General features: G+C 63.8%; 20 protein-coding genes and 1 pseudogene. 11 read left to right on the forward strand and 10 right to left on the reverse strand.

Annotation, left to right across the window (positions count from 1 at the left end; translation table 11 throughout):
* The first annotated feature begins 71 nt into the window (after positions 1 to 71).
* Both RQH86_RS06400 and tdh read left to right on the forward strand, forming a co-directional pair.
* Positions 72 to 2486, forward strand: coding sequence for a TonB-dependent receptor (locus RQH86_RS06400; RefSeq protein ID WP_311239721.1), 2415 nt, complete (start codon positions 72 to 74; stop codon positions 2484 to 2486).
* A gap of 601 nt (positions 2487 to 3087) precedes the next feature.
* Entirely contained in the window at positions 3088 to 4122 is a 1035-nt protein-coding gene (tdh, locus tag RQH86_RS06405) for an L-threonine 3-dehydrogenase (RefSeq protein WP_193552432.1), read from the forward strand.
* A gap of 137 nt (positions 4123 to 4259) precedes the next feature.
* Here the strand turns inward: tdh and RQH86_RS06410 are convergent, their stop codons facing one another.
* The 5 genes and pseudogenes from RQH86_RS06410 to RQH86_RS06430 all read right to left on the reverse strand — a co-directional run bounded on the left by RQH86_RS06410 (position 4260) and on the right by RQH86_RS06430 (position 9211).
* Positions 4260 to 4979, reverse strand: a complete 720-nt coding sequence (locus tag RQH86_RS06410; RefSeq protein ID WP_115512395.1) for a TorF family putative porin — start codon at positions 4977 to 4979, stop codon at positions 4260 to 4262.
* 286 nt (positions 4980 to 5265) lie between these two features.
* Positions 5266 to 6297, reverse strand: a complete 1032-nt coding sequence (locus tag RQH86_RS06415) for a sulfate/molybdate ABC transporter ATP-binding protein (RefSeq protein ID WP_311239722.1) — start codon at positions 6295 to 6297, stop codon at positions 5266 to 5268.
* Positions 6298 to 6304: 7 nt separating this feature from the next.
* On the reverse strand, positions 6305 to 7258 hold the full coding sequence (gene cysW / locus RQH86_RS06420) for a sulfate ABC transporter permease subunit CysW (protein WP_055846044.1): 954 nt from the start codon (positions 7256 to 7258) through the stop codon (positions 6305 to 6307).
* Positions 7255 to 8112: a sulfate ABC transporter permease subunit CysT gene (cysT, locus tag RQH86_RS06425; protein WP_055846046.1), complete on the reverse strand. Its 858-nt coding sequence runs from the start codon at positions 8110 to 8112 to the stop codon at positions 7255 to 7257. The genes cysW and cysT overlap by 4 nt, the downstream gene beginning before the upstream one ends.
* 2 nt (positions 8113 to 8114) lie before the next feature.
* Positions 8115 to 9211, reverse strand: a pseudogene (locus tag RQH86_RS06430) (sulfate ABC transporter substrate-binding protein).
* Between the two features lie 92 nt (positions 9212 to 9303).
* Between RQH86_RS06430 and kbl the strand changes: the two are divergent.
* Positions 9304 to 10512, forward strand: a complete 1209-nt coding sequence (gene kbl, locus RQH86_RS06435; RefSeq protein WP_311239723.1) for a glycine C-acetyltransferase — start codon at positions 9304 to 9306, stop codon at positions 10510 to 10512.
* A gap of 2 nt (positions 10513 to 10514) precedes the next feature.
* A complete protein-coding gene (locus RQH86_RS06440) occupies positions 10515 to 10919 on the forward strand; it encodes an HNH endonuclease (RefSeq protein WP_311239724.1) in 405 nt (134 codons plus the stop codon).
* Here RQH86_RS06440 and RQH86_RS06445 read toward each other — a convergent pair.
* The 3 genes from RQH86_RS06445 to RQH86_RS06455 all read right to left on the reverse strand — a co-directional run bounded on the left by RQH86_RS06445 (position 10858) and on the right by RQH86_RS06455 (position 13537).
* Complete coding sequence (locus RQH86_RS06445; RefSeq protein ID WP_311239725.1) at positions 10858 to 11718, reverse strand: pseudouridine synthase; 861 nt, start codon at positions 11716 to 11718, stop codon at positions 10858 to 10860. The two genes, RQH86_RS06440 and RQH86_RS06445, sit on opposite strands and share 62 nt — an antisense overlap.
* Before the next feature lie 19 nt (positions 11719 to 11737).
* Positions 11738 to 12238: a hypothetical protein gene (locus RQH86_RS06450; protein ID WP_055846060.1), complete on the reverse strand. Its 501-nt coding sequence runs from the start codon at positions 12236 to 12238 to the stop codon at positions 11738 to 11740.
* A 201-nt stretch (positions 12239 to 12439) separates the two neighbouring features.
* On the reverse strand, positions 12440 to 13537 hold the full coding sequence (locus RQH86_RS06455) for an OmpA family protein (RefSeq protein ID WP_055846063.1): 1098 nt from the start codon (positions 13535 to 13537) through the stop codon (positions 12440 to 12442).
* Between the two features lie 413 nt (positions 13538 to 13950).
* Between RQH86_RS06455 and RQH86_RS06460 the strand changes: the two genes are divergently transcribed.
* From RQH86_RS06460 to RQH86_RS06480, 5 genes are all read left to right on the forward strand, one after another.
* Entirely contained in the window at positions 13951 to 14973 is a 1023-nt protein-coding gene (locus tag RQH86_RS06460; protein WP_311239726.1) for a zinc-binding alcohol dehydrogenase family protein, read from the forward strand.
* A 268-nt stretch (positions 14974 to 15241) separates the two neighbouring features.
* Positions 15242 to 17281, forward strand: coding sequence for an NADPH-dependent 2,4-dienoyl-CoA reductase (locus tag RQH86_RS06465; protein ID WP_311239727.1), 2040 nt, complete (start codon positions 15242 to 15244; stop codon positions 17279 to 17281).
* Positions 17282 to 17529: 248 nt separating this feature from the next.
* Positions 17530 to 18810: an MFS transporter gene (locus tag RQH86_RS06470; RefSeq protein WP_311239728.1), complete on the forward strand. Its 1281-nt coding sequence runs from the start codon at positions 17530 to 17532 to the stop codon at positions 18808 to 18810.
* Positions 18811 to 19789: 979 nt separating this feature from the next.
* The gene (locus RQH86_RS06475; protein ID WP_055846073.1) at positions 19790 to 20251 is read left to right on the forward strand and encodes a cell wall hydrolase; all 462 of its coding nucleotides are present in this window, start codon (positions 19790 to 19792) and stop codon (positions 20249 to 20251) included.
* A 524-nt stretch (positions 20252 to 20775) separates the two neighbouring features.
* On the forward strand, positions 20776 to 21390 hold the full coding sequence (locus RQH86_RS06480; protein WP_311239729.1) for a glutathione binding-like protein: 615 nt from the start codon (positions 20776 to 20778) through the stop codon (positions 21388 to 21390).
* Positions 21391 to 21590: 200 nt separating this feature from the next.
* Here RQH86_RS06480 and RQH86_RS06485 read toward each other — a convergent pair whose 3' ends face one another.
* Positions 21591 to 22577 carry a malate dehydrogenase gene (locus RQH86_RS06485; RefSeq protein WP_115512404.1) on the reverse strand — a complete coding sequence of 329 codons (987 nt, stop codon included), beginning with the start codon at positions 22575 to 22577 and terminating at the stop codon, positions 21591 to 21593.
* Positions 22578 to 22695: 118 nt separating this feature from the next.
* Positions 22696 to 23190, reverse strand: a complete 495-nt coding sequence (locus tag RQH86_RS06490; protein WP_055846084.1) for a peptidylprolyl isomerase — start codon at positions 23188 to 23190, stop codon at positions 22696 to 22698.
* Between the two features lie 243 nt (positions 23191 to 23433).
* On the opposite strand from RQH86_RS06490, the gene typA reads away from it, so the two are divergent.
* Complete coding sequence (gene typA / locus RQH86_RS06495; protein ID WP_055846087.1) at positions 23434 to 25263, forward strand: translational GTPase TypA; 1830 nt, start codon at positions 23434 to 23436, stop codon at positions 25261 to 25263.
* 21 nt (positions 25264 to 25284) lie between these two features.
* The gene (locus RQH86_RS06500; protein WP_055846090.1) at positions 25285 to 25755 is read left to right on the forward strand and encodes a DUF2127 domain-containing protein; all 471 of its coding nucleotides are present in this window, start codon (positions 25285 to 25287) and stop codon (positions 25753 to 25755) included.
* The last annotated feature ends 26 nt before the right edge of the window (positions 25756 to 25781 follow it).

The raw sequence follows: 25781 nt of genomic DNA on the forward strand, positions 1-25781 counted from the left end.
GCGCACACGGCGGCCGCACACGACACGTATAGCGGGCCTACGCGACAGTTTTGCGACAGCCACCGTCATCAATGTTTCATGAGCCATTGACACCCTGCGTCGCGAAACGCCGGTCTTGCACCGTGCGTCCGCCCTCAGCCGTGCTCGAACAGGACTCCCCCATGACTCCCGCCCGTCGTTTCCATGTCACGCCACTGGCACTCGCCCTCGCCGCGCTGCTTCCCGTCATTGCGCACGCCACCGATCCGATCGCTGCCAGCGTGGCGGACGCACCGGTCACGTCCGCCGATGCCGTAAGCAACGCGACTCAGCTGGATGCGATCAACGTGGTCTCGCAAGGCAGCACGCGGCAGGTGCAGCGCATCAGCCGGCAGGATATCGAGCAGCTGACGCCAGGCAGCAGCGCCTTCAAGGCGGTGGAAAAACTGCCCGGCGTGCAGTTCCAGTCCGCCGATCCGTTCGGCACCTACGAGTGGTCTACCCAGGTCACCCTGCATGGCTTCGACCAGAGCCGCCTGGGCTACACGCTCGACGGCATTCCGCTGGGCAACATGAGCTACGGCGTCACCAACGGCCTGCACATCACCCGCGCCATCATTTCCGAAAACCTCGGCTCGGTAGAGATCGCACAAGGCGCCGGCGCACTCGGCACCGCGTCCAACACCAACCTTGGCGGCACCATGCAGTTCTACTCCGCCGATCCGCAGACCACGCCCGGCGCGCGGCTGGTGCAGACGGTGGGCAGCGATGCCACGCGACGCACCTTCGTGCGTGCCGACACCGGCGATCGCGATGGCTTGTCGGCGTACCTGTCCTACGCCAATGCCACTACCGACAAGTGGAAAGGCTTCGGCGATCAGCAATCCGAACAGGCCAACCTCAAGACCGTGTACCAGTGGGGCGACGGCAATCGTCTGAGCCTGTTCCTGGATACCTCGCGGCGCAAGGAATACGACTACATGGATCTGTCGTTGACCAGCCAGCGCGCACTGGGCTGGGACTACGACTACCTGCAACCGGATTGGGCCACCGCCGTGCAGATGGCGCGCGCCTACCAGAGCACAGGCGCCACCAGCGGCGTGGCCAACGGTTACCCGCAATCGCTGGCCGGATTGCCCAGCGATTACAGCTGGCTCGATGCCAGTTACTACGCCGGCGGCGGCCTGCGCCGCGACAATCTTGCCGGCCTGTCGGGTACGTTCGTGTTCGGCGGTGTCACGTTGGATGCCACCGGCTACTACCACGCCAATCGCGGTGAAGGACAGTGGGTCACGCCGTATGTCGTCACCTCGGCGCAGATTCCGGTGTCGATGCGCACCACCGACTATGGCCTGGACCGTTTCGGCGGTACCAGCGCGGTGAAGTGGTCGTGGGGCACTCACGATCTGGAAGCCGGCGTGTGGGCCGAGAATGCGCGCACCACGCAGGGCCGCAACTACTTCGCGCTCGGCAACGAGGGCTACACCTCGCTGTACAACGTGTACGAAGCGCAGACCCCGTTCCGCCGCGATTTTCTGCAGCGCTACACCACCCAGACCCGCATGCTCTACGTGCAGGACACCGTGCGTTTGCTCGATGACCGCCTGACGCTCAACTACGGCGCAAAGGCGCTCAACACCACCACGCGCGCGCAGTCGCTGGTGCCCACCACATCACTGGCGCAAGGCCGCATTCGTGCCGAAGACAGCTTTCTGCCGCAAGTCGGCGTGAACTACAAACTCGACGAACGGCAGGACATCTACGCGTCCTACAGCAAGAACATCGCCGCCTTCGGGTTCACCCCGTTCGCCACCTCGCAGGCCGCGTTCGATCGCAGCCGCTCCACGCTGGAGCCGGAAGAGTCGCAAACCGTACAGATGGGCTACCGCATGCAGGACGAGCAGTTCCAGCTCTCGGCCGATGCCTACTTCACCAAGTTCTCCAACCGTCTGTTGACCACCTCGCCGTGCAGCGCGGTGCAGACCTGCGCTTCGATCCTGAGCAATGTCGGCGCGGTGCATAGCGCCGGTGCGGATCTGGCGGTGATGTGGCGCCCGACCGACGGCCTGAGCTGGTTGAACTCGCTGTCGTGGAATCGCTCGCGCTATCAGGACGATTACCTCAACAACGGTGTGGTGGCGACCTCGGGTAAGGACGTGGTTGGCATCCCGGCGCTGATGTTCTCTTCCAGCGCCAGCTATCAGCTGGGTAACCTGCGCCTGGATCTGGACGGCAAGTACGTCGACAAGCGCTACATCACCTTTCTCAACGATTCGCAGGTGCCCTCGTACTGGCTGTTCAACGCCGGTGCGCGCTACGACTTCGGTCGCGTCGGCGGCGTGGCGGATATCGCGCTGGCGCTCAATATCACCAACCTCACCGACAAGCGCTACTTCGCCAGCACCGGCACCAACGGCTACGTCGCTTCCGATCCGGACGGCTACAACCAGACCATGGTGGTCGGCGCCCCGCGCCAGTACTTCATGAGTCTGGACGTGAAGTTCTGAGCAGCCCTGCAATCGCCGTTCTCCCGCTGGGGAAGAGGTTGGGGTGATGAGACGGGCGCCAAGCGAGGGCGCATGGCGACGCGGTTGTGTGGCTGACTGCCTCGGTGCCTGAGGCACCCCTCATCCGGCGCTGCGCGCCACCTTCTCCCGCACGCGGGAGAAGGGATGCGGACGATCGCCTGGCATCTGGCGTCGATCCGCCGCTGCGTAGCCCGACCCAATCCTTCTCGTCCTCTTGCCTTCTCGCCCTCTTGCCTCCTGGCCTCCCGGACTCCTGGCCTTCTCCTGGCCTCCTGGCCCTCTCGCCTCCTGGCCTTCTCGCCTGCGAGCCTTCTGGCCTTGTCGACTTGTCGACGTATTCGCCTTCTCGACGTGCACTGCTTCTCTGGCATCCCCACCCTTCCCCCGCCAGCGGGGGAAGGTGCCCGTAGGGCGGATGGGGGCAGCAGTCGTCAGCCAACCCACGCATGCGGCCCCCACCCCATCCAGCGCCCACCCGAACGGCAGCCATCACTGCAGACCGGTTCTTGCACCGCCGCATGGCAGCCACCTCGCCCCGCATATAATCGGCAACTTACTTTTACTCAGCAGGCCCCGCCAGATGGCGCAGACGATGAAGGCGCTGGTCAAGCGCGAAGCGAACAAAGGCATCTGGATGGAGCAGGTTCCCGTGCCCACGCCAGGCCCCAACGAGGTGCTGATCAAGCTGGAAAAGACCGCCATTTGCGGCACCGATCTGCATATCTACCTGTGGGACGAATGGAGCCAGCGCACCATCACGCCTGGCCTGACCATCGGCCATGAGTTTGTCGGCCGTGTGGCCGAGCTCGGTTCAGCGGTCACCGGTTACCAGGTCGGCCAGCGCGTCTCGGCCGAGGGCCACATCGTCTGCGGTCACTGCCGCAACTGCCGTGGTGGCCGCCCGCACCTGTGCCCCAACACGGTGGGCATCGGCGTCAACGTCAACGGCGCATTCGCCGAATACATGGTGATGCCGGCGTCCAATCTGTGGCCGATCCCGGACCAGATCCCCTCCGAGCTGGCCGCGTTCTTCGACCCGTACGGCAACGCCGCGCATTGCGCGCTGGAGTTCGATGTCATCGGCGAAGACGTGCTGATCACCGGCGCCGGCCCGATCGGCATCATTGCCGCCGGCATCTGCAAGCACATCGGTGCGCGCAACGTGGTGGTCACCGACGTCAACGATTTCCGCCTGAAGCTGGCCGCCGACATGGGCGCCACGCGCGTGGTCAACGTGTCCAACACCTCGTTGAAGGAGGTGATGAAGGACCTGCATATGGAAGGCTTCGACGTGGGCCTGGAAATGAGCGGTAACCCGCGCGCGTTCAACGACATGCTCGATTGCATGTACCACGGCGGCAAGATCGCCATGCTCGGCATCATGCCGCGCGGCGCCGGCTGCGACTGGGACAAGATCATCTTCAAGGGCCTCACCGTGCAAGGCATCTACGGCCGCAAGATGTACGAGACCTGGTACAAGATGACCCAGCTGGTGCTGTCGGGTTTCCCGCTGCAGAAAGTGCTAACGCATCAACTGCCGATCGACGACTTCCAGAAAGGCTTCGACCTGATGGAAGAAGGCAAGGCCGGCAAGGTCGTGTTGAGCTGGAATTGACCGAGCGGCAGTGAGCAACGCAAAAGGCGCCGCAAGGCGCCTTTTGCATGTCGCGTGTTCGGTGTCAGACAGTTGCATCACGCGTGGCAGTCATCGCCCGCCACGCATGCACCAGCCACGCGTCTAACGCATCGCACTCACGGCCAGGTGACGGTGGCGGTCGCCACCAGATGATTCTGCGAATTTTGCCGCCCAAAGCCGAACTCGGCCGCTTCGCTGGTGTCGTAATAGCCCACGGTGAGACCCAGCGGGCCGAAGGTCTTGCCCACGTTCACGCCGAAGTCGTTGTAGTCGTGGTCCACCTGGCTCAGCGCCGAGGTGTAAATGCTGTGCCCGGCATGCGCGCCAACGGTGAAGTCATGCGGCAACGCCCAGTTGGCGTCCAGTGCGTAGTAATACCCATCGGTGTCGGTGCCGTACAGATCGTTGGTGTAGGCAACGGTCAGGCTGTAGGTCTTGAGGAACGTGGTTTTAGTGATCAGCTCGGCGTAGTTGGAAGCGCCCGCGCCCAGGTACTGGTAGCGGTTCACCATCACGTCGAGGTTGAAATTGGTGCTCAGGTCGGTGTTGTAGCCGACAAAGCCATCCACTTCCCAATCCGGATCGCCAGCGCCGAAATCGACATTGGAGGCCCAGGTGCCGACGTAGAACCCGTACGGCAATTTGTAGGTCAGCCCGGCCTGAAACGCGGGTTCTTCGTTGGTCTGCGAGATACCGCGGAACAGGTAATCGCTGGTCACCGCAAAGGTGCCGCTGAGCGGCGACGCGGGCGCTTCTTCGTCCTGTGCCTGTGCAAGCGGCACCACACCCAACAGCAGCAACGACGACAGACAACAAGCGAGCGGGGAAGGCTTCATGGGCATCTCCTGAAACGATGGGCGGTCGGTTGGCGAGCGAAGACTGCAATGACTTCTTAGTCCAACTGTCATTGCAGCGCAACATAAAAGTCGCGCTCGCTCGATCCAGCGCACATCTCTGGTCGCCGATGCGCTGGTCAGATGCCTGTTTCATCGACCGATCGGGCCGAATCTTGATGGCAGGGAGTGGGGAGTCGAGATTCGCAACAGCCACAGCAAGACGCCTTTGGCGAATCTTTGGTGCCGATCGCTTATCCAGACGCAGGGCGTCGCCCACCTGCCTGCATCAGACTGGAAACACGCCGTAGTGCCGTGCGGACAGTCGCAGCTGTTGGCCGGGCTCGAAGCTTCCTGCCGAGGCCGGCAGTTCCACTTCCACCTCGTTGCCGGCCGGCTGCAGCGTGGCACGCAGGCGCAGGCGCGCCCCACTACGCTGCGACCATGCCACCGTGGCCGGCCAGCCGGCGTCGTCGGGCACCAGATCTTCCGGACGCACATACACCTCGACCGGGCCGGCGGCCAGTGCGGCGTTGGCAGCCGGCAACGCGTGACCTGCCACCTGGATCTGCCCTTGCGCCAGCACACCGGGAATGCGGTTCACCGCACCCACGAACGAATACACGAACGGCGAAGCCGGCTTGTCGTAGATCATCGCCGGGGTGTCGAGTTGCTCGATGCGGCCACGGTTGAGGATGGCGACGCGGTCGGCCAGTTCCAGTGCTTCTTCCTGATCATGAGTCACGAACACCGTAGTCAAACCGGTCTGCTCGTGCAGCGCGCGCAGCCAGCGCCGCAGATCGCGGCGCACCTGCGCATCCAGCGCGCCGAACGGCTCGTCCAGCAGCAGCACGCGCGGCTCGATCGCCAGCGCACGCGCCAGTGCCACACGCTGGCGTTGCCCACCCGAGAGCTGGGTGGGATAGCGTTGCTCCAGGCCCTGCAATTGCACCAGCGCCAGCAGTTCTTCCACCCGCGCACGGATACGCGCTTCGGCCCAGCGCTCGTTGCCGCGGCGCACCCGCAGCCCGAAGGCGATGTTCTCGAACACGTCCATATGCTTGAACAATGCGTAGTGCTGAAACACGAAACCGACCCGGCGCGACTGCACGCTCATACGCGTGGCATCTTCATCGCCGAACAGCACCTGCCCGCCATCGGCGTGCTCCAGCCCGGCCATGATCCGCAGCAGCGTGGTCTTGCCCGAGCCGGAGGGGCCGAGCAAGGCCAGCAACTCGCCCTGACGCACATCCAGGGTGATGTCGTCCAAGGCGGTGAAGGTCTCGAACTGCTTGCGCAGGCGGTGGATGCGGATGCCCATGGTCACCTCAATGGCGGTGGTTGGCGGCCAGCGAATCGCCGTGCCGCCATTCCAGATACGTCTTCAGCGCCAGCGTCAGCAGCGCGGTCAAGGCCAGCAGCGACGCGCACGCAAATGCGGCGCTGTAGGCGTATTCGTTGTAAAGAATTTCCACATGCAGCGGCAGCGTATTGGTGCGTCCGCGAATATGCCCGGACACCACCGACACCGCACCGAACTCGCCCATCGCGCGCGCCGCGCACAGCAACACGCCATACAACAGGCCCCAGCGGATATTGGGCAAGGTCACGCGCCAGAACATCTGCCAGCCGTTCGCACCCAGACTCAGCGCAGCCAGTTCTTCGTCGCTGCCCTGTTGCTCCATCAGCGGCATCAACTCGCGCGCAATGAACGGGAAGGTGACGAAGGTCGTCGCCAGCACGATGCCCGGCAGCGCGAACACGATCCGCGGTAGCTGGATCACCAGCTCGCCCAAGGCCGGCAACTGCACCCGCCAACCTTCGTCGATCAACGGCCAGGCCCAACCGCTGCGGCCGAAGATCAGCACGAAGATCAAGCCCGCCACCACCGGCGAAACCGAGAACGGCAGATCGATCAGGCTGACCAGCAGGCGCTTGCCCCAGAACTGATGTTTACTGATGGCCCACGCCGCGGCAACGCCGAAGATCAGATTCAACGGCAACACGATCGCCGTCACCAGCAGCGTCAGCTTGATCGCCGACAACGCATCCGGGTCGACCACCGCGCGCAGAAACACGTCCCAACCACCGCGCAGCGCTTCGGCAAATACCAGCACCAGCGGCAGCAGCAGGAACGCCAGCAGAAAGACCAGCGCCCCCAGAATCATCAACCACTGCACCCAGCGCGGCTCATTGGTGGCCGAGTCGGTGATGCGGCGCGCCTGCTCGGTCATCGTGCGGGTCTGCAACATGGAAGGCAGCGACGAAGCAGCATTACTCATGCGGGCCTCTGTTGATAGCGCAGCAGGCGTGCCTGCAGCGTGTTGACCAGCAGCAGGATCACGAACGACAGCAACAGCATTGCCGCTGCAATTGCAGTAGCACCGGCATAGTCGAATTCCTCCAGCCGGATGGTGATCAGCAGCGGCGCGATCTCGGTGGAATTGGGCAGATTGCCGGCGATGAAGATCACCGAGCCGTACTCGCCCACCCCACGCGCGAAGGCCAATGCAAACCCGGTCAGCACTGCCGGCCACAGCCCCGGCAGCACCACCCGCCACACGGTCTGCCAGCGCGAGGCGCCCAGCGTGGCAGCGGCGGCTTCCAGCTCACGCTCGCTCTCGGCCAGCACCGGCTGCACCACCCGCACCACAAACGGCAAGCCCACGAACACCAGCGCCAGCACGATACCCAGCTGGGTGTAGGCCACCTTGATGCCGATCGCCTCCAGCCAGCGCCCGACCCAGCCGTTTTCACCGTACAACGCGGTCAGCGCAATGCCGGCCACCGCAGTTGGCAACGCAAACGGTAGATCGATCACCGCATCGAACAAGCGCTTGCCCGGAAAGCTGTAACGCACGAACACCCACGCCACCCAGGTGCCCATCACCGCATTGAATGCGCCCGCCACGAAGGCCGTGCCAAAGCTCACCCGCAGCGCCGACAGCACGCGCGGCTCGCTCCACACCTTCCACAAGCCCTCCCAGCCCAGGCCGCTGGTCTTGATGAAAATCCCCAGCAGCGGGATCAGCACGATCAATCCGAGCCAGGTCAGGGTGATGCCCAGACTCAGGCCCAGCCCCGGCATCACGCGTCGGCGCGATGGCGACGCTGGGCGTGCAACCGACGTCTGCATGCCTACTTCTTGGCCTGGATCTGGTCGAACAGGCCACCATCGGCGAAGTGTTCCTGCTGCGCCTTATCCCAGGAGCCGAACGCCTGCTGGATGGTGACCAGCTTGATGTCCGGAAAACGGGCCAGGTCCGCCGGGTCGGCGAATTCGGGGTGGCGCGGGCGATAGAAATGCTTGGCGGCCAGCTTCTGGCCTTCCGGCGCGTAGAGATAACGCAGATAGGCCTCGGCCACATCGCGTGTGCCGTGCTTGTCGACGTTCCTGTCGACCAGCGCCACCGACGGCTCGGCCAGGATCGACAACTTCGGTACCACGATCTCGAACTTGTCCTTGCCCAACTCTTCGCGCGCCAGCAACGCCTCGTTTTCCCAGGCCAGCAGCACATCGCCGATGCCGCGCTGCACGAAGGTCGTCGTGGCGCCGCGCGCGCCGGTATCCAGCACCGGCACGTTGCGGAACAGCGCCTGCATGTAGCGCAGGATGCGTTCGCGGTCGCCCTTGAAGATGTGATCGGCGTAGGCCCAGGCAGCCAGATAGTTCCAGCGCGCGCCACCGGAGGTCTTGGGGTTGGGGGTCACCACCGCCACGCCCGAGCGCAGCAGGTCCGGCCAATCGTGGATGTTCTTCGGGTTGCCCTTGCGCACCAGGAACACAATCGTCGACGTGTAGGGCGCACTGTTGTCGGGCAGTCGCTTCTCCCAATCGGTATCGATCAGCTTGGCCTTCTGCGCGATGGCATCCACGTCATACGCCAGCGCCAGCGTGACCACGTCCGCCTCGATCCCGTCGATCACCGCGCGCGCCTGCTTGCCGGAGCCACCATGCGAGGTCTCCACGGTGACCGTGTCCTTCGGGTGCTGCTGCTTCCACTGCGCCGCAAACACCGTGTTGTAGTCGCGGTAAAACTCGCGCGTAGGGTCGTAGCTCACATTGAGCAGCCCGATGTCGCGCGCCCCCGCCGGGCCGGCCAGGGCCAGCAGGGTGCAAAGAAGGGAAGCAAGACGGATACGGGGGTGTGTCACAACGATCTCCTGGCCGGTGGGCGCAGCTGAACAGCAAGCATGCCATGCTGCGCAGCGGCACGCGGGCGGTGAAATGACATCAGTGCCGCCGCTTATGCCGATTTTGCATGACGTAGTGGTATGCCATTGTGATCGTTAACATTGCGCTTCTTTCTTTGCCACAGCGACCGCCATGACCCGTCCGCCTGCCGCGCTCACCGCCCACTACGCCGCCGAACTGGAGACGATCCAGTCCCAGGGCCTGTTCAAGTCCGAGCGCATCATCACCGGCCCGCAGTCGGCGCGGATCACGCTGGCCGACGGCCGCAGCGTGCTCAACTTCTGCGCCAACAACTACCTGGGCCTGGCCGACCACCCGGACATCATCCAGGCCGCCAAGGACGCACTGGACACGCACGGCTTCGGCATGGCCTCGGTGCGTTTTATCTGCGGCACCCAGGATCTGCATAAGCAGCTCGAACACACCATTGCCGATTTCTTCGGCACCGAAGACACCATCCTCTATGCAGCCTGCTTCGATGCCAATGGCGGCCTGTTCGAGCCGCTGCTCGGCGAGCACGACGCCATCATTTCCGACGCGCTCAACCATGCCTCCATCATCGACGGCGTGCGCCTGTGCAAGGCCAAGCGCTTCCGCTACGCCAACTGCGACATGGCCGATCTGGAAGCGCAGCTGCAGGCCGCCGATGCGGCCGGCTGCAAGACCAAACTGATCACCAGCGACGGCGTGTTCTCGATGGACGGCTTCATCGCGCCGCTGGACGAAATCACTGCGCTGGCACGCAAGTACAACGCGCTGGTGCATATCGACGAATGCCACGCCACCGGCTTCCTGGGCGCCACCGGGCGCGGCTCGGCCGAGGTCAAGGGCGTGCTGGACCAGATCGACATCTTCACCGGCACCCTGGGCAAGGCGATGGGCGGCGCACTGGGCGGTTTCACCACCGCAAAGCGCGAGGTGATCGAACTGCTGCGCCAGCGCTCGCGCCCCTACCTGTTCTCCAATTCGTTGCCGCCGCACGTGGTAGCCGCCGGCATCAAGGCGTTCGACATGCTGGAAGCGGCCGGCGACCTGCGCACGCAACTGGTCGACAACACCCGCTATTTCCGCGAGCGCATGACCGCCGCCGGCTTCGACCTCAAGCCCGGCGTGCATCCGATCAGCCCGGTGATGCTCTACGACGCACCGTTGGCGCAAAAGTTTGCCGAGCGCCTGCTGGAAGAAGGCATCTACGCCATCGGCTTCTTCTTTCCGGTGGTGCCCAAGGGGCAGGCGCGTATCCGCACCCAGATCAGTGCCGCGCATACCCGCGAGCATCTGGATCTGGCCATCGACGCCTTCATCAAGATCGGCCGCGAACTCGACGTCATCAAGGCCTGAGCATGCGCACGGTGCTGCGCCAACGGCTCCTGCTCGCGGCGCACACCGATGCCCAGGCGCAGCTGCTCGCCGGCAGTTGGGAAACCCGCTGCCTGCATTGCCGTCGCCGCCTGCAGATTCGTATCGATGGCGAACCGCTGGGCCACACCACGCTCGAACACGTGGTCCCGCAGGCCTGGTTCGGACGCCGCGCGGCGGCAGCGCTGTGCGCAGTGGTTGGCGACCACCCCAACGACGCGCGCAATCTGGCGCTGGCCTGTGCCGGCTGCAATCACGCCAAAGGACGGCGCCACGATGCAAATGGCGCCGGCGATGCACGCGCCGTCGAGGTCGTCAGCGCGCTGCTCAGTGCGCGTCTGGCACGCTGGTGGGAACCGACGTCAGCGCCTGAACTTCCTCCGCGCTGAGCATCCGCCAGGCGCCTTTGCCCAACTCGCCCATCGGCAGCGGCCCGATCGCCACGCGCACCAGCCGCAGCACACCGATGTCCACGGCCGCCAGCAGCCGACGAATCTGCCGGTTACGGCCTTCGTCCAGCACGATTTCCAGCCACGCATTACGCTCGCCCTCGCGCAGCAAACGCACCTGCTTGGCGCGCAGCAGCGCGCCGTCGCCATCGGGAGCGGGATCGATCACCCCGGCCTGCAACTGCGCCAGCTGCTCGGCGCCAGGGCGGCAGTCGATCTGTACGTGATAGGTCTTGTCCGGGCCAGTGGCCGGGTCAGTCACCGCCGCCGCCCATTGCGGGTCGTTGCTGAAAAGCAGCAGACCTTCGCTGGCCTTGTCCAGACGCCCCACCGGCGCAATCCACGGCAGGCCGGCGCCGTCGAAACAGCGATACACCGTGTCCCTGCCCTGCTCGTCGCGCACGGTGGTGACCACGCCGCGCGGCTTGTTGAGCATCAAATAGACCCGCGCAGGCCCGGCCAACGGCTGGCCATCGACCGTGATCGCCTCATGCTGGTCGGCACGGATCGGATATTCAGGGTCGCGGATCACCCGCGCGTCCACGCTGACCCGCCCATCGGCGATCCAGCGTGCCGCTTCGGTGCGCGAACACACCCCTAGCTTGGACAACACCCGCGCCAGCCCATGGCGTGGCGCGGCGGTCACCGGTCCTGCAGCCGATGGGCGCGAGACGCGCGTCGGCGCTGCCGAACCACGGTTGCGATGCCGGGACGTTGCCGGCGGAGGCCGCCGGGTCATGCCGTCCCGACCGTGCGGCTTACTTGTTTTCGATCGGCTTGGCGTCGGCTGCGGGCGCAGCCGGAGCCGGAGCCGCAACCGGACGCGCCTTGACCACACGCACGCCGCGCGCCTTCATCCAGGCATCGAACTCTTCGGCGGTCATGCGCTTGCCGTTCTGGCTCATGTCGAAGCGCCACGGCGTGTTGTCGAACGCAGTGGTGGCCTTGTAGGCCGCCGGATCGTTCGGATTGACGGTGCCGCCCGGCGGAATGACCTTGGCCAGATCCTGGCAACCTTCCACGCGCAGGCGCAGTAGCACGCGGTCCACCGACTGATCGCTGCTGTACGGCTGTGCCAGCACGCCGGTGGGCATGCCCAGCTGCACGCTGCGGGTGTAGAACTCGGCGGCTGCCGGTGCGATGACGGTGGCGGGCAACGGCAGCGGCTGGGACACCGTGCTGCCGGCGCAGTTCGGAGCGGCGTAGGCGGCGGGAATCAAGGCGAGACAGAGCAATCCTGCCGAAGCGGTACGCAGCATCGTTGGTTCTTCCAATAAAAGTGTGGTGTCGACGCGGCGAGTGTAGGCAGCGATGAACGCTGTTTCAACCGGAACCGTGCCTGGATGGCAACACAGACAGCATTGCGGCCTGTGTGCGAAGGAATTTGGGGATGTTTGGAGCGCACATAGACAAAACCCGGCACAAGGCCGGGTTTTGTATGGAACAAGCTAGCGGTCCAATTAGTTCTGGACGTTCAGCTCGGTACGACGGTTCTTCGCACGGCCTTCCGGATTGTCAGAACCATCCGGGTTGGCGTTCGGAGCAATCGGACGGCTCTCGCCGTAGCCGATCGGGCCGACCAGACGCGACGCATCAACGCCGTTCTTGGTCAGGTAGTCGTACACGGTGGTCGCACGACGCTCGGACAGCTTCTGGTTGTACGCGTCGGTACCCTTCGAGTCGGTGTGACCGGCAACCTCGACCTTCAGGTCGGGGTAACGCTTCAGGATCTCGGTCGCTTCGCTCAGGATCGACATTGCGTCAGGACGCAGGGTCGACTTGTTGAAGTCGAAGTTCACGCCCTTCAGGTCGATCGACACAGGCACCGGGCAACCGTCCGGACCGATGGTCTGGCCAGGCTGCGAAGCCGGGCACTTGTCGTCGCAGTTGTTGACGCCGTCACCGTCGTCATCCAGGTCTGCGCAGCTCGGAGCAACCGGAGCCGGAGCCGGCGGCGGAGCGGTCGACGGAGCCGGTCCCAACGGGATCACGACGCCGACCGAAGCCAGCACGTCGCCGAACCAGTCTTCCTGCGGAGCAGCAACGCTCTGGTCGTTGAAGTCGGCGCGGTAGGCCAGTTCAGCACGCACGGCGACGCGCTTGTCGAAGGTGGTCTGCAGACCGACACCAGCCTTGGCGGCAAAGTTGCCGTCTTTCTGCTGGCCCGGCGAAACCGGGTTCGGGGTTGCGTCGAACTCTTCTTCCGAACGCTGATAGCCCAGACCGAACAGCAGGTAGGGGTTCCAGCCGCGGCCTTCCTGGATGAAGTGGCGACGCAGGTCGAACGAGATGCCGTACTGGCTCCAGTTCTGATCCTGGTTGGCATCGAAGTTCGGGTTCTGATAGTTCAGTTCACCGTCGATCGACCAGTTCGGGCTGACAAACTTGCCCAAGCCCAGGGTGACGAACGGAGCATCATTGGTCAGACGATCGCTGTCCTGGAAGTTGAAGCCAGCGCTACCGGTCAGGTACCAACGGTCATCGAACTCCTGCGCGGACGCAGCCTGGGCAACTGCCAGACCGCCGAGCAACGCGGCAGTGAGAATTTTCTTGTTCATTTATACAGCTCCTTCTTTGGGAGATAAACCGATAGAGGCGTTGTTCTTGGTAAAGATGCTCGTCACATCCAGAGCCATCGGGGCGCAGATTAAGCCGGCCTCAGTGAAGATCGCGTTAACGGTCATATAACATGTGAAAGCAATCACCAGGGTTGCAAACCCCAGCCAATACTACGTATACAGTTTCATGAAGGAAAGGACCGGGCACTCACTTTTACCGGCCACTCCATCTGAACGGCAGCCGACTCAAGCGTGTTGAATACGATTACAAGCCTGCTGGTTTTCAATGGCCACGACCATGCCAAAAACCACATTGGTGAACGCAAGGCCCCGTGCGAGCTGAATTGTGGGGCCGGTAGTTGCAGCTGACTCGCTTCACAACGCACCCTGAACTTCCCATCAGGAGAGCCCCGATGAAAGCCGTCGCCCTCACCCGCTATCTGCCGATCGACGATCCGGCATCGCTGCTTGACATCGACATCCCCGTCCCTGCGGCGCCGTCGGGGTATGACTTATTGGTACGTGTAGAAGCGATCTCCGTGAATCCGGTCGATACCAAACTGCGGGCGCCGAAGCCGCAGCCCCTGACCGAGCCGAAAATCCTGGGATACGACGCGGCTGGCGTGATCGAAGCAGTCGGCCCGGAGGTCACCGCGTTTGCCGTGGGCGACGAGGTGTACTACGCCGGCGATATCGGCCGGCCGGGGAGCAACGCGCAGTACCAGCTGGTGGATGCGCGCATTGCCGGGTGCAAGCCCACCTCGCTGAGTTTTGCGCAGGCGGCCGCACTGCCGTTGACCACACTAACTGCGTGGGAGCTTCTGTTCCAACGCATGCCGTTCGCGTTCGATGGCGCACGCAATCGCGGCCGGCATCTGTTGATCATCGGCGGTGCCGGCGGCGTGGGGTCGATCGCGATCCAGCTGGCGCGGCACGCCGGCTTCACGGTGATTGCCACCGCCTCGCGCCCGGAGAGCGTCGAATGGGTGCGGCAGATGGGCGCGCAGCAAGTGATCGACCACCACCAGCCGCTGCAGCCGCAGTTGCAGGCGTTAGGTCTGCCGCACGTGGATGCAGCGCTGAATCTGGCCGACACCGACCGCTACTGGCAGCAGCTGGGCGAGATCCTGGCGCCGCAGGGGCATGTCGGTCTGATCGTCGAGCCACGCGGCCCGCTGATGATTGGCGACCCGTACAAATCCAAGTGCATCGGCATCCATTGGGAGCTGATGTTTGCGCGGTCGCGCTACGCCACCGACGACATGGTGGAGCAGCATCGCATCCTCAACCGTACTGCGAGCCTGATCGATGCTGGTGAGCTGCGCACGACGCACACCGAGACGCTGTCGCCGATCAATGCAGACAACCTGCGCGAAGCACATCGGCGGCTGGAGGGCGGCAGCACGATCGGCAAACTGGTGCTGGCCGGGTGGTAGCCGCGGTGGCTGGCGCCGCCTGTTTGCACGGCAGTGAGGCAGCCCGAGGACGCCCGCGCCCGCCTTCGGGTTGCACGAGCGCCGTGATCAAGCGCCACCGCCGCATGGGCAGACGCTCCGCAAGGCAGGTCTTGGCCTAGCGGACGGTGTGACGTCGGCCAACCTGCAGCTGCGTCGCGGCCGGCAGCGCAGAATTCGACACCCAGGGCTTGCCGCCACGCGCGTTTGCCTGCATCGTGCGCACTCCGTACGCCAGCGTATCCATATCATGTCGCCCGCCACCGGCCCTTCCGCCTCCTCCTTTCCGCACCTGTTCACGCCACTCGATCTGGGTTTCACCCAATTGCGCAATCGCGTCCTGATGGGCTCGATGCACACCGGGCTGGAAGATCGTGCGCGCGATTTCCCCAGGCTGGCCGCCTATTTCGCCGAACGGGCGGCAGGCGGAGTGGGCCTGATTGTCACCGGCGGCTTCTCGCCGAACGTGGTGGGTTGGCTCAAGCCGTTCGGCGGCAAGCTGTCGTGGCCCTGGGAAGTGCGCCCGCACCGCCAGGTCACCCGCGCGGTGCACCAAAACGGCGCCAAGATCTGCATGCAGTTGCTGCACGCCGGGCGCTATGCGTATCACCCGTTGTCGGTGGCGCCGTCCAAGCTGCAGGCGCCGATCAACCCGTTCACCCCGCGCGCGCTGTCGGCAGCGGCGGTGGACCGGCAGATCGCCGCGTATGCGCGCGCTGCGCGGCTGGCGCGCGAGGCCGGCTACGACGGTGTCGAGGTGATGGGCTCGGAAGGCTATCTGATCAACGAGTTCACCGCCGCGCGGACCAACAAGCGCACCGATGCCTGGGGTGGCGACGCAGCCAAGCGCATGCGGTTTGCGGTGGAGATCGTGCGTCGCATCCGTGAAGCCTGCGGGCCGGACTTCATCATCATTTACCGGTTGTCGCTGGTGGACCTGGTCGAAGACGGCAACCAGTGGCAGGAGATCGTGGCGCAGGCGCAGGCAATCGAAGCCGCCGGCGCGACCATCATCAACTCCGGCATCGGTTGGCATGAAGCGCGCGTACCGACCATCGCCACCTCGGTGCCACGCGCCGCATTCGCCGGCGTAACCGCCAAGCTCAAACCGCACCTGGGCATTCCGGTGGTGGCGAGCAACCGCATCAACATGCCGGAAGTGGCAGAACGCATTCTGTCCGACGGCGCAGCGGACATGGTGTCGCTGGCGCGCCCGCTGCTGGCCGACCCGGAGTGGACCAACAAGGCCCGCGCCGGGCAGTCGCACACCATCAATACGTGTATCGCCTGCAATCAGGCCTGCCTGGATCACGTGTTCGAAAACAAACTGGCTACCTGCCTGGTCAACCCGCGCGCCGTGCACGAAACCGAGCTGATCTATACGCCCACCACGACACCCAAGCGCATTGCCGTGGTCGGCGCCGGACCGGCGGGGCTGGCGTGCGCGACGGTGGCGGCCGAGCGCGGGCATCGCGTCACCTTGTTCGATGCGAGCAGCGAGATTGGCGGGCAGTTCAATGTCGCCAGGCGTATCCCCGGCAAGGAAGAATTCAACGAAACGCTGCGCTATTTCCGTCACCGCATCGAAGCGACTGGCGTCCAGCTGCGTCTGGACACGCACGTGCAGGCAGCGGACCTCAAGGACTTCGACGAGGTTGTATTGGCGACCGGCATCGAGCCGCGCAAGGTCGACTTCCCCGGCGCCGATCACCCGATGGTGGTGAACTACCTGGATGTGGTGCTGGGTCGGCATGTGGCCGCCACCAAGGTGGCGATCATCGGCGCGGGTGGCATCGGTTTCGATGTCGGCGAATTTCTGGTGCACGCCGGGGAGTCGCCAGCGCTGGATCCGCAGCGCTGGATGGCCGAATGGGGCGTGGACCCGACCTTCGAAGCGCGCGGCGCGCTGGCCAAACCGCAACCCGAGCCCCCTACCCGTCAGGTCTGGCTGCTGCAGCGCAGCTCCGGCCGCCCCGGTGCCCGCCTGGGCAAGACCACCGGCTGGATCCACCGCGCAACGCTCAAGGCCAAGGGCGTCAAGATGCTCGGTGGCGTGGAGTACCTGGGCGTGGACGATGCCGGCCTGCGCATTCGCGTGGACGGCGCCGAGCAATTGCTCGATGTCGGCACGGTGGTGATCTGTGCCGGTCAGGAACCGCGACGCGAGCTGCTGGCCGCCCTGCAGGCCAATGGTCAGCAACCGCACCTGATCGGCGGCGCGGACGTGGCCGCCGAACTGGACGCCAAACGTGCGATCAACCAGGCCAGCCGACTCGCTGCGGCGTTGTAATGCGTGAGCCGATGACGCACCAGACAAGGCCGGGATAAGGTTGTGGTGCACCGTCCAGTCGCGATAGCAATCGAGCGGCAGGCCGCTTTCTCCACGGGAAAGCGGCGTTGACGTTGCAGCGGAACGGCTGCGACCCTCGCCTGCAATAACGCCCTCATCGCCTTCTCGCTGCCGTGGCATGCAGCGTTCTTCTTATTGTCTTGGATCGGGGCTATAAGCGGCGGATGCGGACGTCACCGACAACGCGCTTGCTCCCTCCCCTGTCAACGGACACGTTGCTGGCGTATACGGCTGCACACTTCGGCAAAAGCCTGCTCTGGTACACCGGCGAATTGTTGCTGATCTTCGCCTTGACCGAATACGTGGAACTGAGTGCAACCGCTGCCGGCTTGTCGGTTGCAGCCGGGCTGCTCGTCAGTGCAGGCATGGGGGTGTTCGCTGCGCACCGCTGGCGTGCGGGTGTCAGCCTCGCATGGGCGGGGCGCGTGCAATGGCGAGGCATGTCGCTGGCGGCAGTGACGATGTCGTTGTTGTTTCTGGTACCGGTGTTGCCACCACCTGCACGCCTGCCTTGCGTGCTGTTACTCAGCCTGCCGTTTCGTGCGGCCTACGCCATGGGTGACGTCGCGCAGAACACGTTGCTTGGACTGTGCCGTTGGCCATGGCGCGGAGCGCAAGGCGTGAGTGCGCTGCGATTGATCGGCAGCGGCTTGGCCGCATTATTGATGAGTGCAGCGATCGGGCTGCTGTTGCACACAGGGCATCATGCTGGGGCCGCGACTGCAATGACGGTTGTGGGCACGGTGAGTACCATCGCAATGACCTCGTCCTGGTGGCTGCGCCAGACGCTGCAGACGCACACGCAGCGCGTTAGTAGCCCACCTGCCGATCGATCGATCGCATCGTCGCGTAGCCATCCACTGTTGCCGATAGTGGTGATTGCGCTGCTGTCGCTGGCCTTGCCGACGTTTACCAAACTGGCGCCGTATCTGGCGCAGACGCTGGTCATCTCGCAGCGTTGGGGTAGCGCGCTCCTGATCAGCTACGCCATTGGCTCCGTGGTCGTACAACCGCTGGCCGCGCGCCTGCCTACCAGCGCGCGCCAGCGACTGGGATACAGCGGTATCGCGTTGGTCGGCTGCGGGCTGCTGTTTGCATTGCAAACAACGCGCAGCGTCTGGCCGGATGCAGCACTGGCCCTTGGCGTGGGCATGGCGGCGGGCAGCGTGGGGAACTGGGTGTGGGCGCGTCATGCCGAACTCTCCATGCACTACGACCCGGCGCACCAAGCTCGCCGCTTTGCCATGCTGACCGCCGTCGCACAGATTGCGCTTGCGCTAGGCAGTGCTGTGGTCGGGCTGCTGCTCCATCTCTACAACGACCACGATGCACCTCAAGAGTCCCTGGCATGGTCGATGGCGCTCGGGCCCATCGCCTGCGGCTTGGCCTGCCTGCTGCTGGCCTGGAGCACCCGCGCCTTCTCGCTTGCACGGCGATTGCCTGCAGAAACAACACCGACACCGCTATAAACTTGACCGCGCACACCTAGTTGCACGTTACGCATTTCCTCGACGATTACCGTGCGAAAACGTGTCGTTGGTGCGCACCAGACACGCACGCGTCACTGTCGTGTTAGCCGCCATTGCCGAAGCACGATGCAGATCCAGTCGCTGCATTAGCCAACACCACGTTCGCAATCAAGACACGCAATCGTCCGAATCATTGCGCCACCTCGAACATGCGAATCTGAGCAATACGCGTGATCGTAGATAGGGCCGTGTACATCGATCACTGATGACGCATGACCGCGACGACCACGCCATAAGATGTGGCGATCTCGGATATCCGCCCAGCCAACAAGACCCCGCGCAGATCTCGCTACAGTTGAGCAAATGATGATTGCGACGAGAGGGTCGTGGAGATCGTTGCGACACCGATGCAGCAGCGCAGTTTTGTAATCGTCTACGACACTTCATGCGTACATGGGCAGACAACTGCTCGCTCAACAATGCCGCAGGATGTGCGGCGCCGACGCGTACAAAACGTGCGACTGCTTGTGTGCGTCCACTTCAACGACACCCGAATTCAATGACTGTTTTTTTCGTTCCCAGATAACGCGTGCAGCCAGCGTGAAAGCAGAACTCACCAACGATCCAGGTGTGCCATCTGCGTAATGTCAAAACACACCCAACGCACATGATCCCCTGTCGCCGCGCGAATGCGACGCGCATCGCATGGTGCGATGCGTGAGGCATCACTGACGCAACCTAGACGCAGCCGAGGCAAGCCCGCGTCAACCCCGCCCATTCAGCCAAGATTGTGTGATTGGCGCCTACCTTGCGCCAACTTTTTGACCCACCTCATTTGGTGGGCACCTTCGGTAGATCTCTCTTTCACCGAAGACCGGGCGGCCCGTGACAGGTCGCCTCCCCATGACGCCAAGCCTTTCGTACTGGTGCATCCACTTTGGATGCTCTACGAACCGGCCCATACGGAGCAAGGAGTTGTATGAAGATGATTTGGATATTCTGGCTGGCGCAGTTGATGCCGCAGCCAGCTGCAGATTCGCTGTGTTTGAGCACGACCGTTTATCTGGAAGCGCGCGACCAGACCTTGCGCGGCCAGCAGGCTGTTGCGGAAGTTGCGTTGCGTCGACTGGATAGCGGTTTGTGGGGCGACTCGATGTGCGAGGTAGTCACTGCACGCAAGCAGTTCGCACCGACAATCGTCGCGCCGGGCACGCAGTTGAAGAACGACGATGCCTGGAACAAGGCATTGGGCGTTGCACTCGCCGCAGAACGTAACTGGGCGTTGCCTGTGGGTCAGCGCAAGGAGATCGTGCCTGGCGCCAGCCACTTTGCCGCGAGCGCGATTGCTAGCCCGAGTTGGCGGAATGCGTATCAGGTTGCCACCATCGGCGATCACACGTTCTACCGCGTGCAGAAGTTGCGGCCGCGCACTGCGTCGTAACGACCTCGTGGGCTGATCGCGGTGCAACGTGTCCACACCGTTGCGATACCGCATTCGGCTGATAACGCCGCGTTTTCGCACGAGCCGATCAGTGCGTAGCTCTACGCACGGTGTCTCGCGATGCACGCAAGCGCCACTTGTGCGCTGCCGGCAAATCGCTACTCGTATGACGCCGATGACGCGCAGCATTTGTGGCGCGACCGCGACAACAAGCACCCAACATCGGCGCCGGCCATGTGATCGGCTGCGTCGCGTAGCGAATGCTGTTCGCCCATGACAACGGCCGCGCCGCACGTGCGCGATTGCAGCACTGATGCGATCGCCATCGACGCGGCAACAGCGTCAGTGCACGCGGCCATGTCGTCTCGAACGAAAACGCTTTTCCACGTTACGCAGTGCGCTACACGTCGCGCTGCAGGTCGCAGTGCGCCGAGCGTTACAGCGCATTGCCGTTGATCTCATGGCAGCACAGCTGGCCGCCCAACCCGGCTAAGCTTGCATCCCCTAGTCCTCCCTGGATGCACATGAAGCTATACACCAAGCCCGGCGCCTGTTCACTTGCAGACCACATTGTGCTGCGTTGGTCCGGGCTGCCGTTCGACCTGGTCGTGGTCGATGCAGCCACCATGAAGTCGCCCGAGTATCTGCAGCTCAATCCCGCAGGCGCCGTGCCGTTGCTGGTAGTCGATGATTGGGCGTTGACCCAGAACGCGGCCATCCTGAATTACGTCGCCGATGTTGCGCCGCTCACCAGCCTGGGCGGTGACGGCAGTGCGCGTAGCCGCGCCGAAATCAATCGCTGGATCGCCTTTTCGAATGCCGATGTGCATCCGACCTTCAAGCCGATCTTCGGCAGCACCGCGTATCTGCAGGACGAGGCATTGATCGCGCGCAGTCACGACGATGCACGCAGCAAGTTGCGCGCGCTCTACACGCGCGTCGATGCGCATCTGCAGGGCCGCGAGTGGTTGGCCGGCGACAGCCATACCGGCGCCGATGCCTATCTGTTCGTGACCTTGCGCTGGGCCAATAAGGCAGGCGTGGACCTCAGCGGCCTGACCGCACTGGATGCGTTCTTCAAGCGCATGCAGGCCGATGCGGATGTACAGGCCGCGCTGAACGCCGAAGGTCTGTCGTAATCGGCACTGCGGTGTAACGGGTGACGTGATGCCACGTCACACGATAAGGCAGCGCATCGCAGCGCGTGCAGATCATCGCGCTGTGTCGCCCGCAGACCATCGCAGCAGATCGAACTCCGCATGCACGTTCATCGCCTGCATGCAGACAAAAAAACGCCGGGCAGTGCCCGGCGTTCTTGTAGCAACTACAGCTGCGAACCTCAGCCCAGCAGGTGCGACACGCCGCTGCGCTCTTCTTCCAGCTCGGCCAGGGTCTTGTCGATGTACTTCTGGCTGAAGTCGTCGATCGGCAAATCCTTGACCAGGGTGTACTGGCCATTTTCGGTGATCACCGGGAAGCCGAAGATCACGCCTTCCGGAATCCCGTAGGAACCGTCGGACGGCACGCCCATGGTGACCCACTTGCCGTTGCTGCCCAGCACCCAATCACGCACGTGATCGATGGCGGCATTGGCAGCCGATGCGGCCGACGACAGGCCGCGCGCTTCGATGATCGCCGCGCCGCGCTTGCCCACGGTCGGGATAAAGGTAGACGCGTTCCATTCCTGGTCGTTGATCGCATCGCCGATGGACGCGCCATCGGAGGTGGCGAAACGGTAGTCCGGGTACATGGTCGGGCTGTGGTTGCCCCACACCACCAGCTTTTCGATGCCGCCGACCGGCTTGCCGAGCTTGAGCGAGAGCTGGCTCAGGGCGCGGTTGTGGTCCAGACGCAGCATGGCGGTGAAGTTCTTCGGGTTCAGATCCGGCGCCGACTTCATTGCGATGTAGGCATTGGTGTTGGCCGGGTTACCGACCACCAGCACCTTGACGTCACGCTTGGCCACCTTGTTCAACGCCGCGCCCTGCGCGGTGAAGATCTTGGCGTTCTCCAGCAGCAGGTCCTTGCGCTCCATGCCCGGGCCGCGCGGACGCGCGCCGACCAGCAGGGCCACGTCGATGTCCTTGAACGCCACTTCGGCGTCGTCGGTGCCGACCATGCCGGCCAGCAGCGGGAACGCGCAGTCTTCCAGCTCCATCATCACGCCCTTGAGCGCGGCCTGGGCCTTCTCGTTGGACAGTTCCAGCAATTGCAGGATCACCGGCTGATCCTTGCCCAGCATTTCGCCCGAAGCGATACGGAACAGCAGGGCGTAGCCGATCTGGCCGGCAGCGCCGGTCACAGCAACACGAACAGGTGCTTTCATGGGGTGTTTCCTCTGCTAAAAAGCGTTGGTGGGGGTCGCGCGCTGGCGTGGCGCAAGGCCTGGCGGCGCGCTTTGACAAGCAAACGGCCGCACATGGCGGCCGTTCGATGGGGTGCGATCAGGCGGCGAGGATCTTGTTCCACTCCGCAACGCGGTCGGCCTTGGCGGCCAGCACGGCGTCGGTGTCGCCTTCAATGGTGAGCGTGTTGATGGTGTCGCCCTGGGCAACGCTATCCACCACGTCCAGGCCCTGGGTAACCTTGCCGAACACGGTGTGCTTGCCGTCCAGCCACGGGGTGGCGGTGTGGGTGATGAAAAACTGGCTGCCATTGGTGTTCGGGCCGGCATTGGCCATGGACAGCACGCCGCGCTCGTGGCCGACGCCATTGTTGGTTTCGTCTTCGAAGCGATAGCCCGGGCCGCCGCGGCCGGAACCTTCCGGGCAACCGCCCTGGACCATGAAGTCGGCGATGACGCGGTGGAAGCTCAGGCCGTTGTAGAAGCCGCGCTTGGCCAAGTTGACGAAGTTGGCGACGGTGAGCGGTGCCTTCTCCGGGTACAGCTCAACAACGATCGGGCCGCGGGACGTGTCGAAAGTGGCGATCAGGGACATGGAAATCCTTGCAGGTTCTGGGGTGATCAACAGCCCATTAGGATACACCCGGGCGCGTGGACGACCGCGCAGTTACGACCATGGTCCAAGGCCGTCGCCGGGCCTGGATCCGCCCGCCGTCACGCTGCCTGAATGGGGGATCTGAATTGCCTTCAGCTAATCCGCAACGGCAGCGCAACGAAACCGCTATAATATTCGGCTTACCTCATCTCAAGACTGGCGCCAGACAGGGGCCCTTTCCGCATGTCCATTGAAAAACTCCGCAATATCGCCATCGTCGCGCACGTCGACCATGGCAAGACCACCCTCGTCGACTGCCTGCTGAAGCAGTCCGGCACCCTGTCCGAACGCACCGTCTTGGCTGAGCGTGTGATGGACAGCAATGATCAGGAAAAGGAACGTGGCATCACGATCCTGGCCAAGAACACGGCCATCACCTGGCAGGGCAACCGCATTAACATCGTCGACACCCCGGGACACGCCGACTTCGGTGGCGAAGTCGAGCGCGTGCTGTCGATGGTGGACTCGGTGCTGATCCTGGTCGACGCGATGGACGGCCCGATGCCGCAGACGCGCTTCGTGACCCAGAAGGCCTTTGCGATGGGCTTCAAGCCGATCGTGGTGGTCAACAAGATCGACCGTCCCGGCGCACGTCCGGACTGGGTGATCGACCAGGTGTTCGACCTGTTCGACAAGCTCGGCGCAACCGACGAGCAGCTGGACTTCCCGATCGTCTACACCTCCGCATTGAACGGCTACGCCAGCCTGGATTCGGACGTGCGCGACGGCGACATGACCCCGCTGTACGAAGCGATCATGCAGCACGTGTCGGCACCGGACGTTGATCCGGACGGCCCGTTCCAGATGCGCATCAGCCAGCTGGATTACAACAATTTTGTCGGTGTGATCGGCATCGGCCGCATCCAGCGCGGCGTGTTGAAGAAGAACATGCCGGTCAGCGTGATCGACCGCGAAGGCAAGAAGCGTCAGGGCAAGGTGCTGCAGGTGCTGGGCTTCCTCGGCCTGGAGCGCATCGAGCAGGACACCGCCGAGGCCGGCGACATCGTCGCCATCTCCGGCGTGGCCGAGCTGACCATCTCCGACACCGTGTGTGCGCTTGACGCCCCGGAAGGCCTGCCGCCGCTGACCGTGGACGAGCCGACCATCTCGATGACCTTCCAGGTCAACAACTCGCCGTTCGCCGGCAACAAGGACCTGTCCGGTGGCAAGTTCCTGACCAGCCGCCAGCTGCGCGATCGTCTGGACCGCGAGCAGGTGCACAACGTGGCACTGAAGGTCGAGGAAGGTTCCGACGCCGACAAGTTCCTGGTCTCCGGCCGTGGCGAACTGCATCTGTCGGTGCTGATCGAAAACATGCGTCGTGAAGGCTACGAACTGGCCGTGTCGCGTCCGGAAGTGATCATCAAGGAGATCGACGGCAAGCAGATGGAGCCGATCGAACAGCTCGTGGTGGACATCGAAGAACAGCACCAGGGCGGCGTGATGGAAAAGCTGGGCAGCCGCAAGGGCCAGCTGAAGAACATGGAGTCGGACGGCAAGGGCCGCGTGCGTCTGGATTACATGATCCCGGCGCGTGGCTTGATCGGCTTCCAGAACGAGTTCCGCACCCTGACCCAGGGCTCGGGCCTGCTGTTCCACGTTTTCGACCATTACGGCCCGAAGGAACAGGGCGCCATCGCCAAGCGCCAGAACGGCGTGATGATTGCCAACGCACCGGGCGCCACTCCGGCCTATGCGCTGGGGCCGTTGGAAGAGCGTGGCCGTCTGTTCGCCGCTGAAGGCGACAACGTGTACGAAGGTCAGCTGATCGGTATCCACTCCAAGGACAACGATCTGACCGTCAACGCGATCAAGACCAAGCCGCTGACCAACATGCGTGCTTCGGGCAAGGACGATGCGATCAAGCTGACCCCTGCGATCAAGTACACGCTGGAGCAGGCACTGGACTTCATCGAGGACGACGAGCTGGTCGAAGTCACCCCGAAGGAAATCCGTCTGCGCAAGAAGGGTTTGACCGAAAGCGACCGTAAGCGCTCTGGCCGTTCCGGCTGAGTTACTGACTAAGCCACAGTCGTGAGCAACAAGCCTTACAGCCCGGATCCGCGCGCGCATCCGGGCCTCCACGCGATCGCCTTGCTAGAGGCGGTCAAGGGCGGGCTTGCGCTATTGGCGGCGACGGGCCTGGAAATTCTGGGCCCGCTCCCGCTGCAACATGCGGTCAGTACGCTGATTCGCCGCTTCAACCTAGATCCGGACCACGGCGCATTGCCGTCGTTACTCAAGACCATCAGCCCCGATGCGGTGCATCTGGCGGCCGCCGCAATGCTGGCCTACGGCCTGCTGCATGTGGTGGAAGCCTGGGGTCTGTGGCGTGCCAAGGCCTGGGCCTCGGTACTGGGCTGCCTGTCGGCGGCCATCTATCTGCCCTTCGATATCTACGCCATCGTCCGCCATCCTGGCTGGACCGCTTGGGCCGTGCTGGCGATCAACCTGATCGTGGTCGGCGTACTGGCACGCGATCTGGTCAAGCGCCGACGTCGCTGACCCTGCCTGCCCGTCCACGGGCGCGC

It is taken from the genome of Xanthomonas sp. WCS2018Noco2-27 (assembly GCF_031843525.1).
In the GTDB taxonomy this organism is placed as follows: Bacteria; Pseudomonadota; Gammaproteobacteria; order Xanthomonadales; family Xanthomonadaceae; genus Xanthomonas.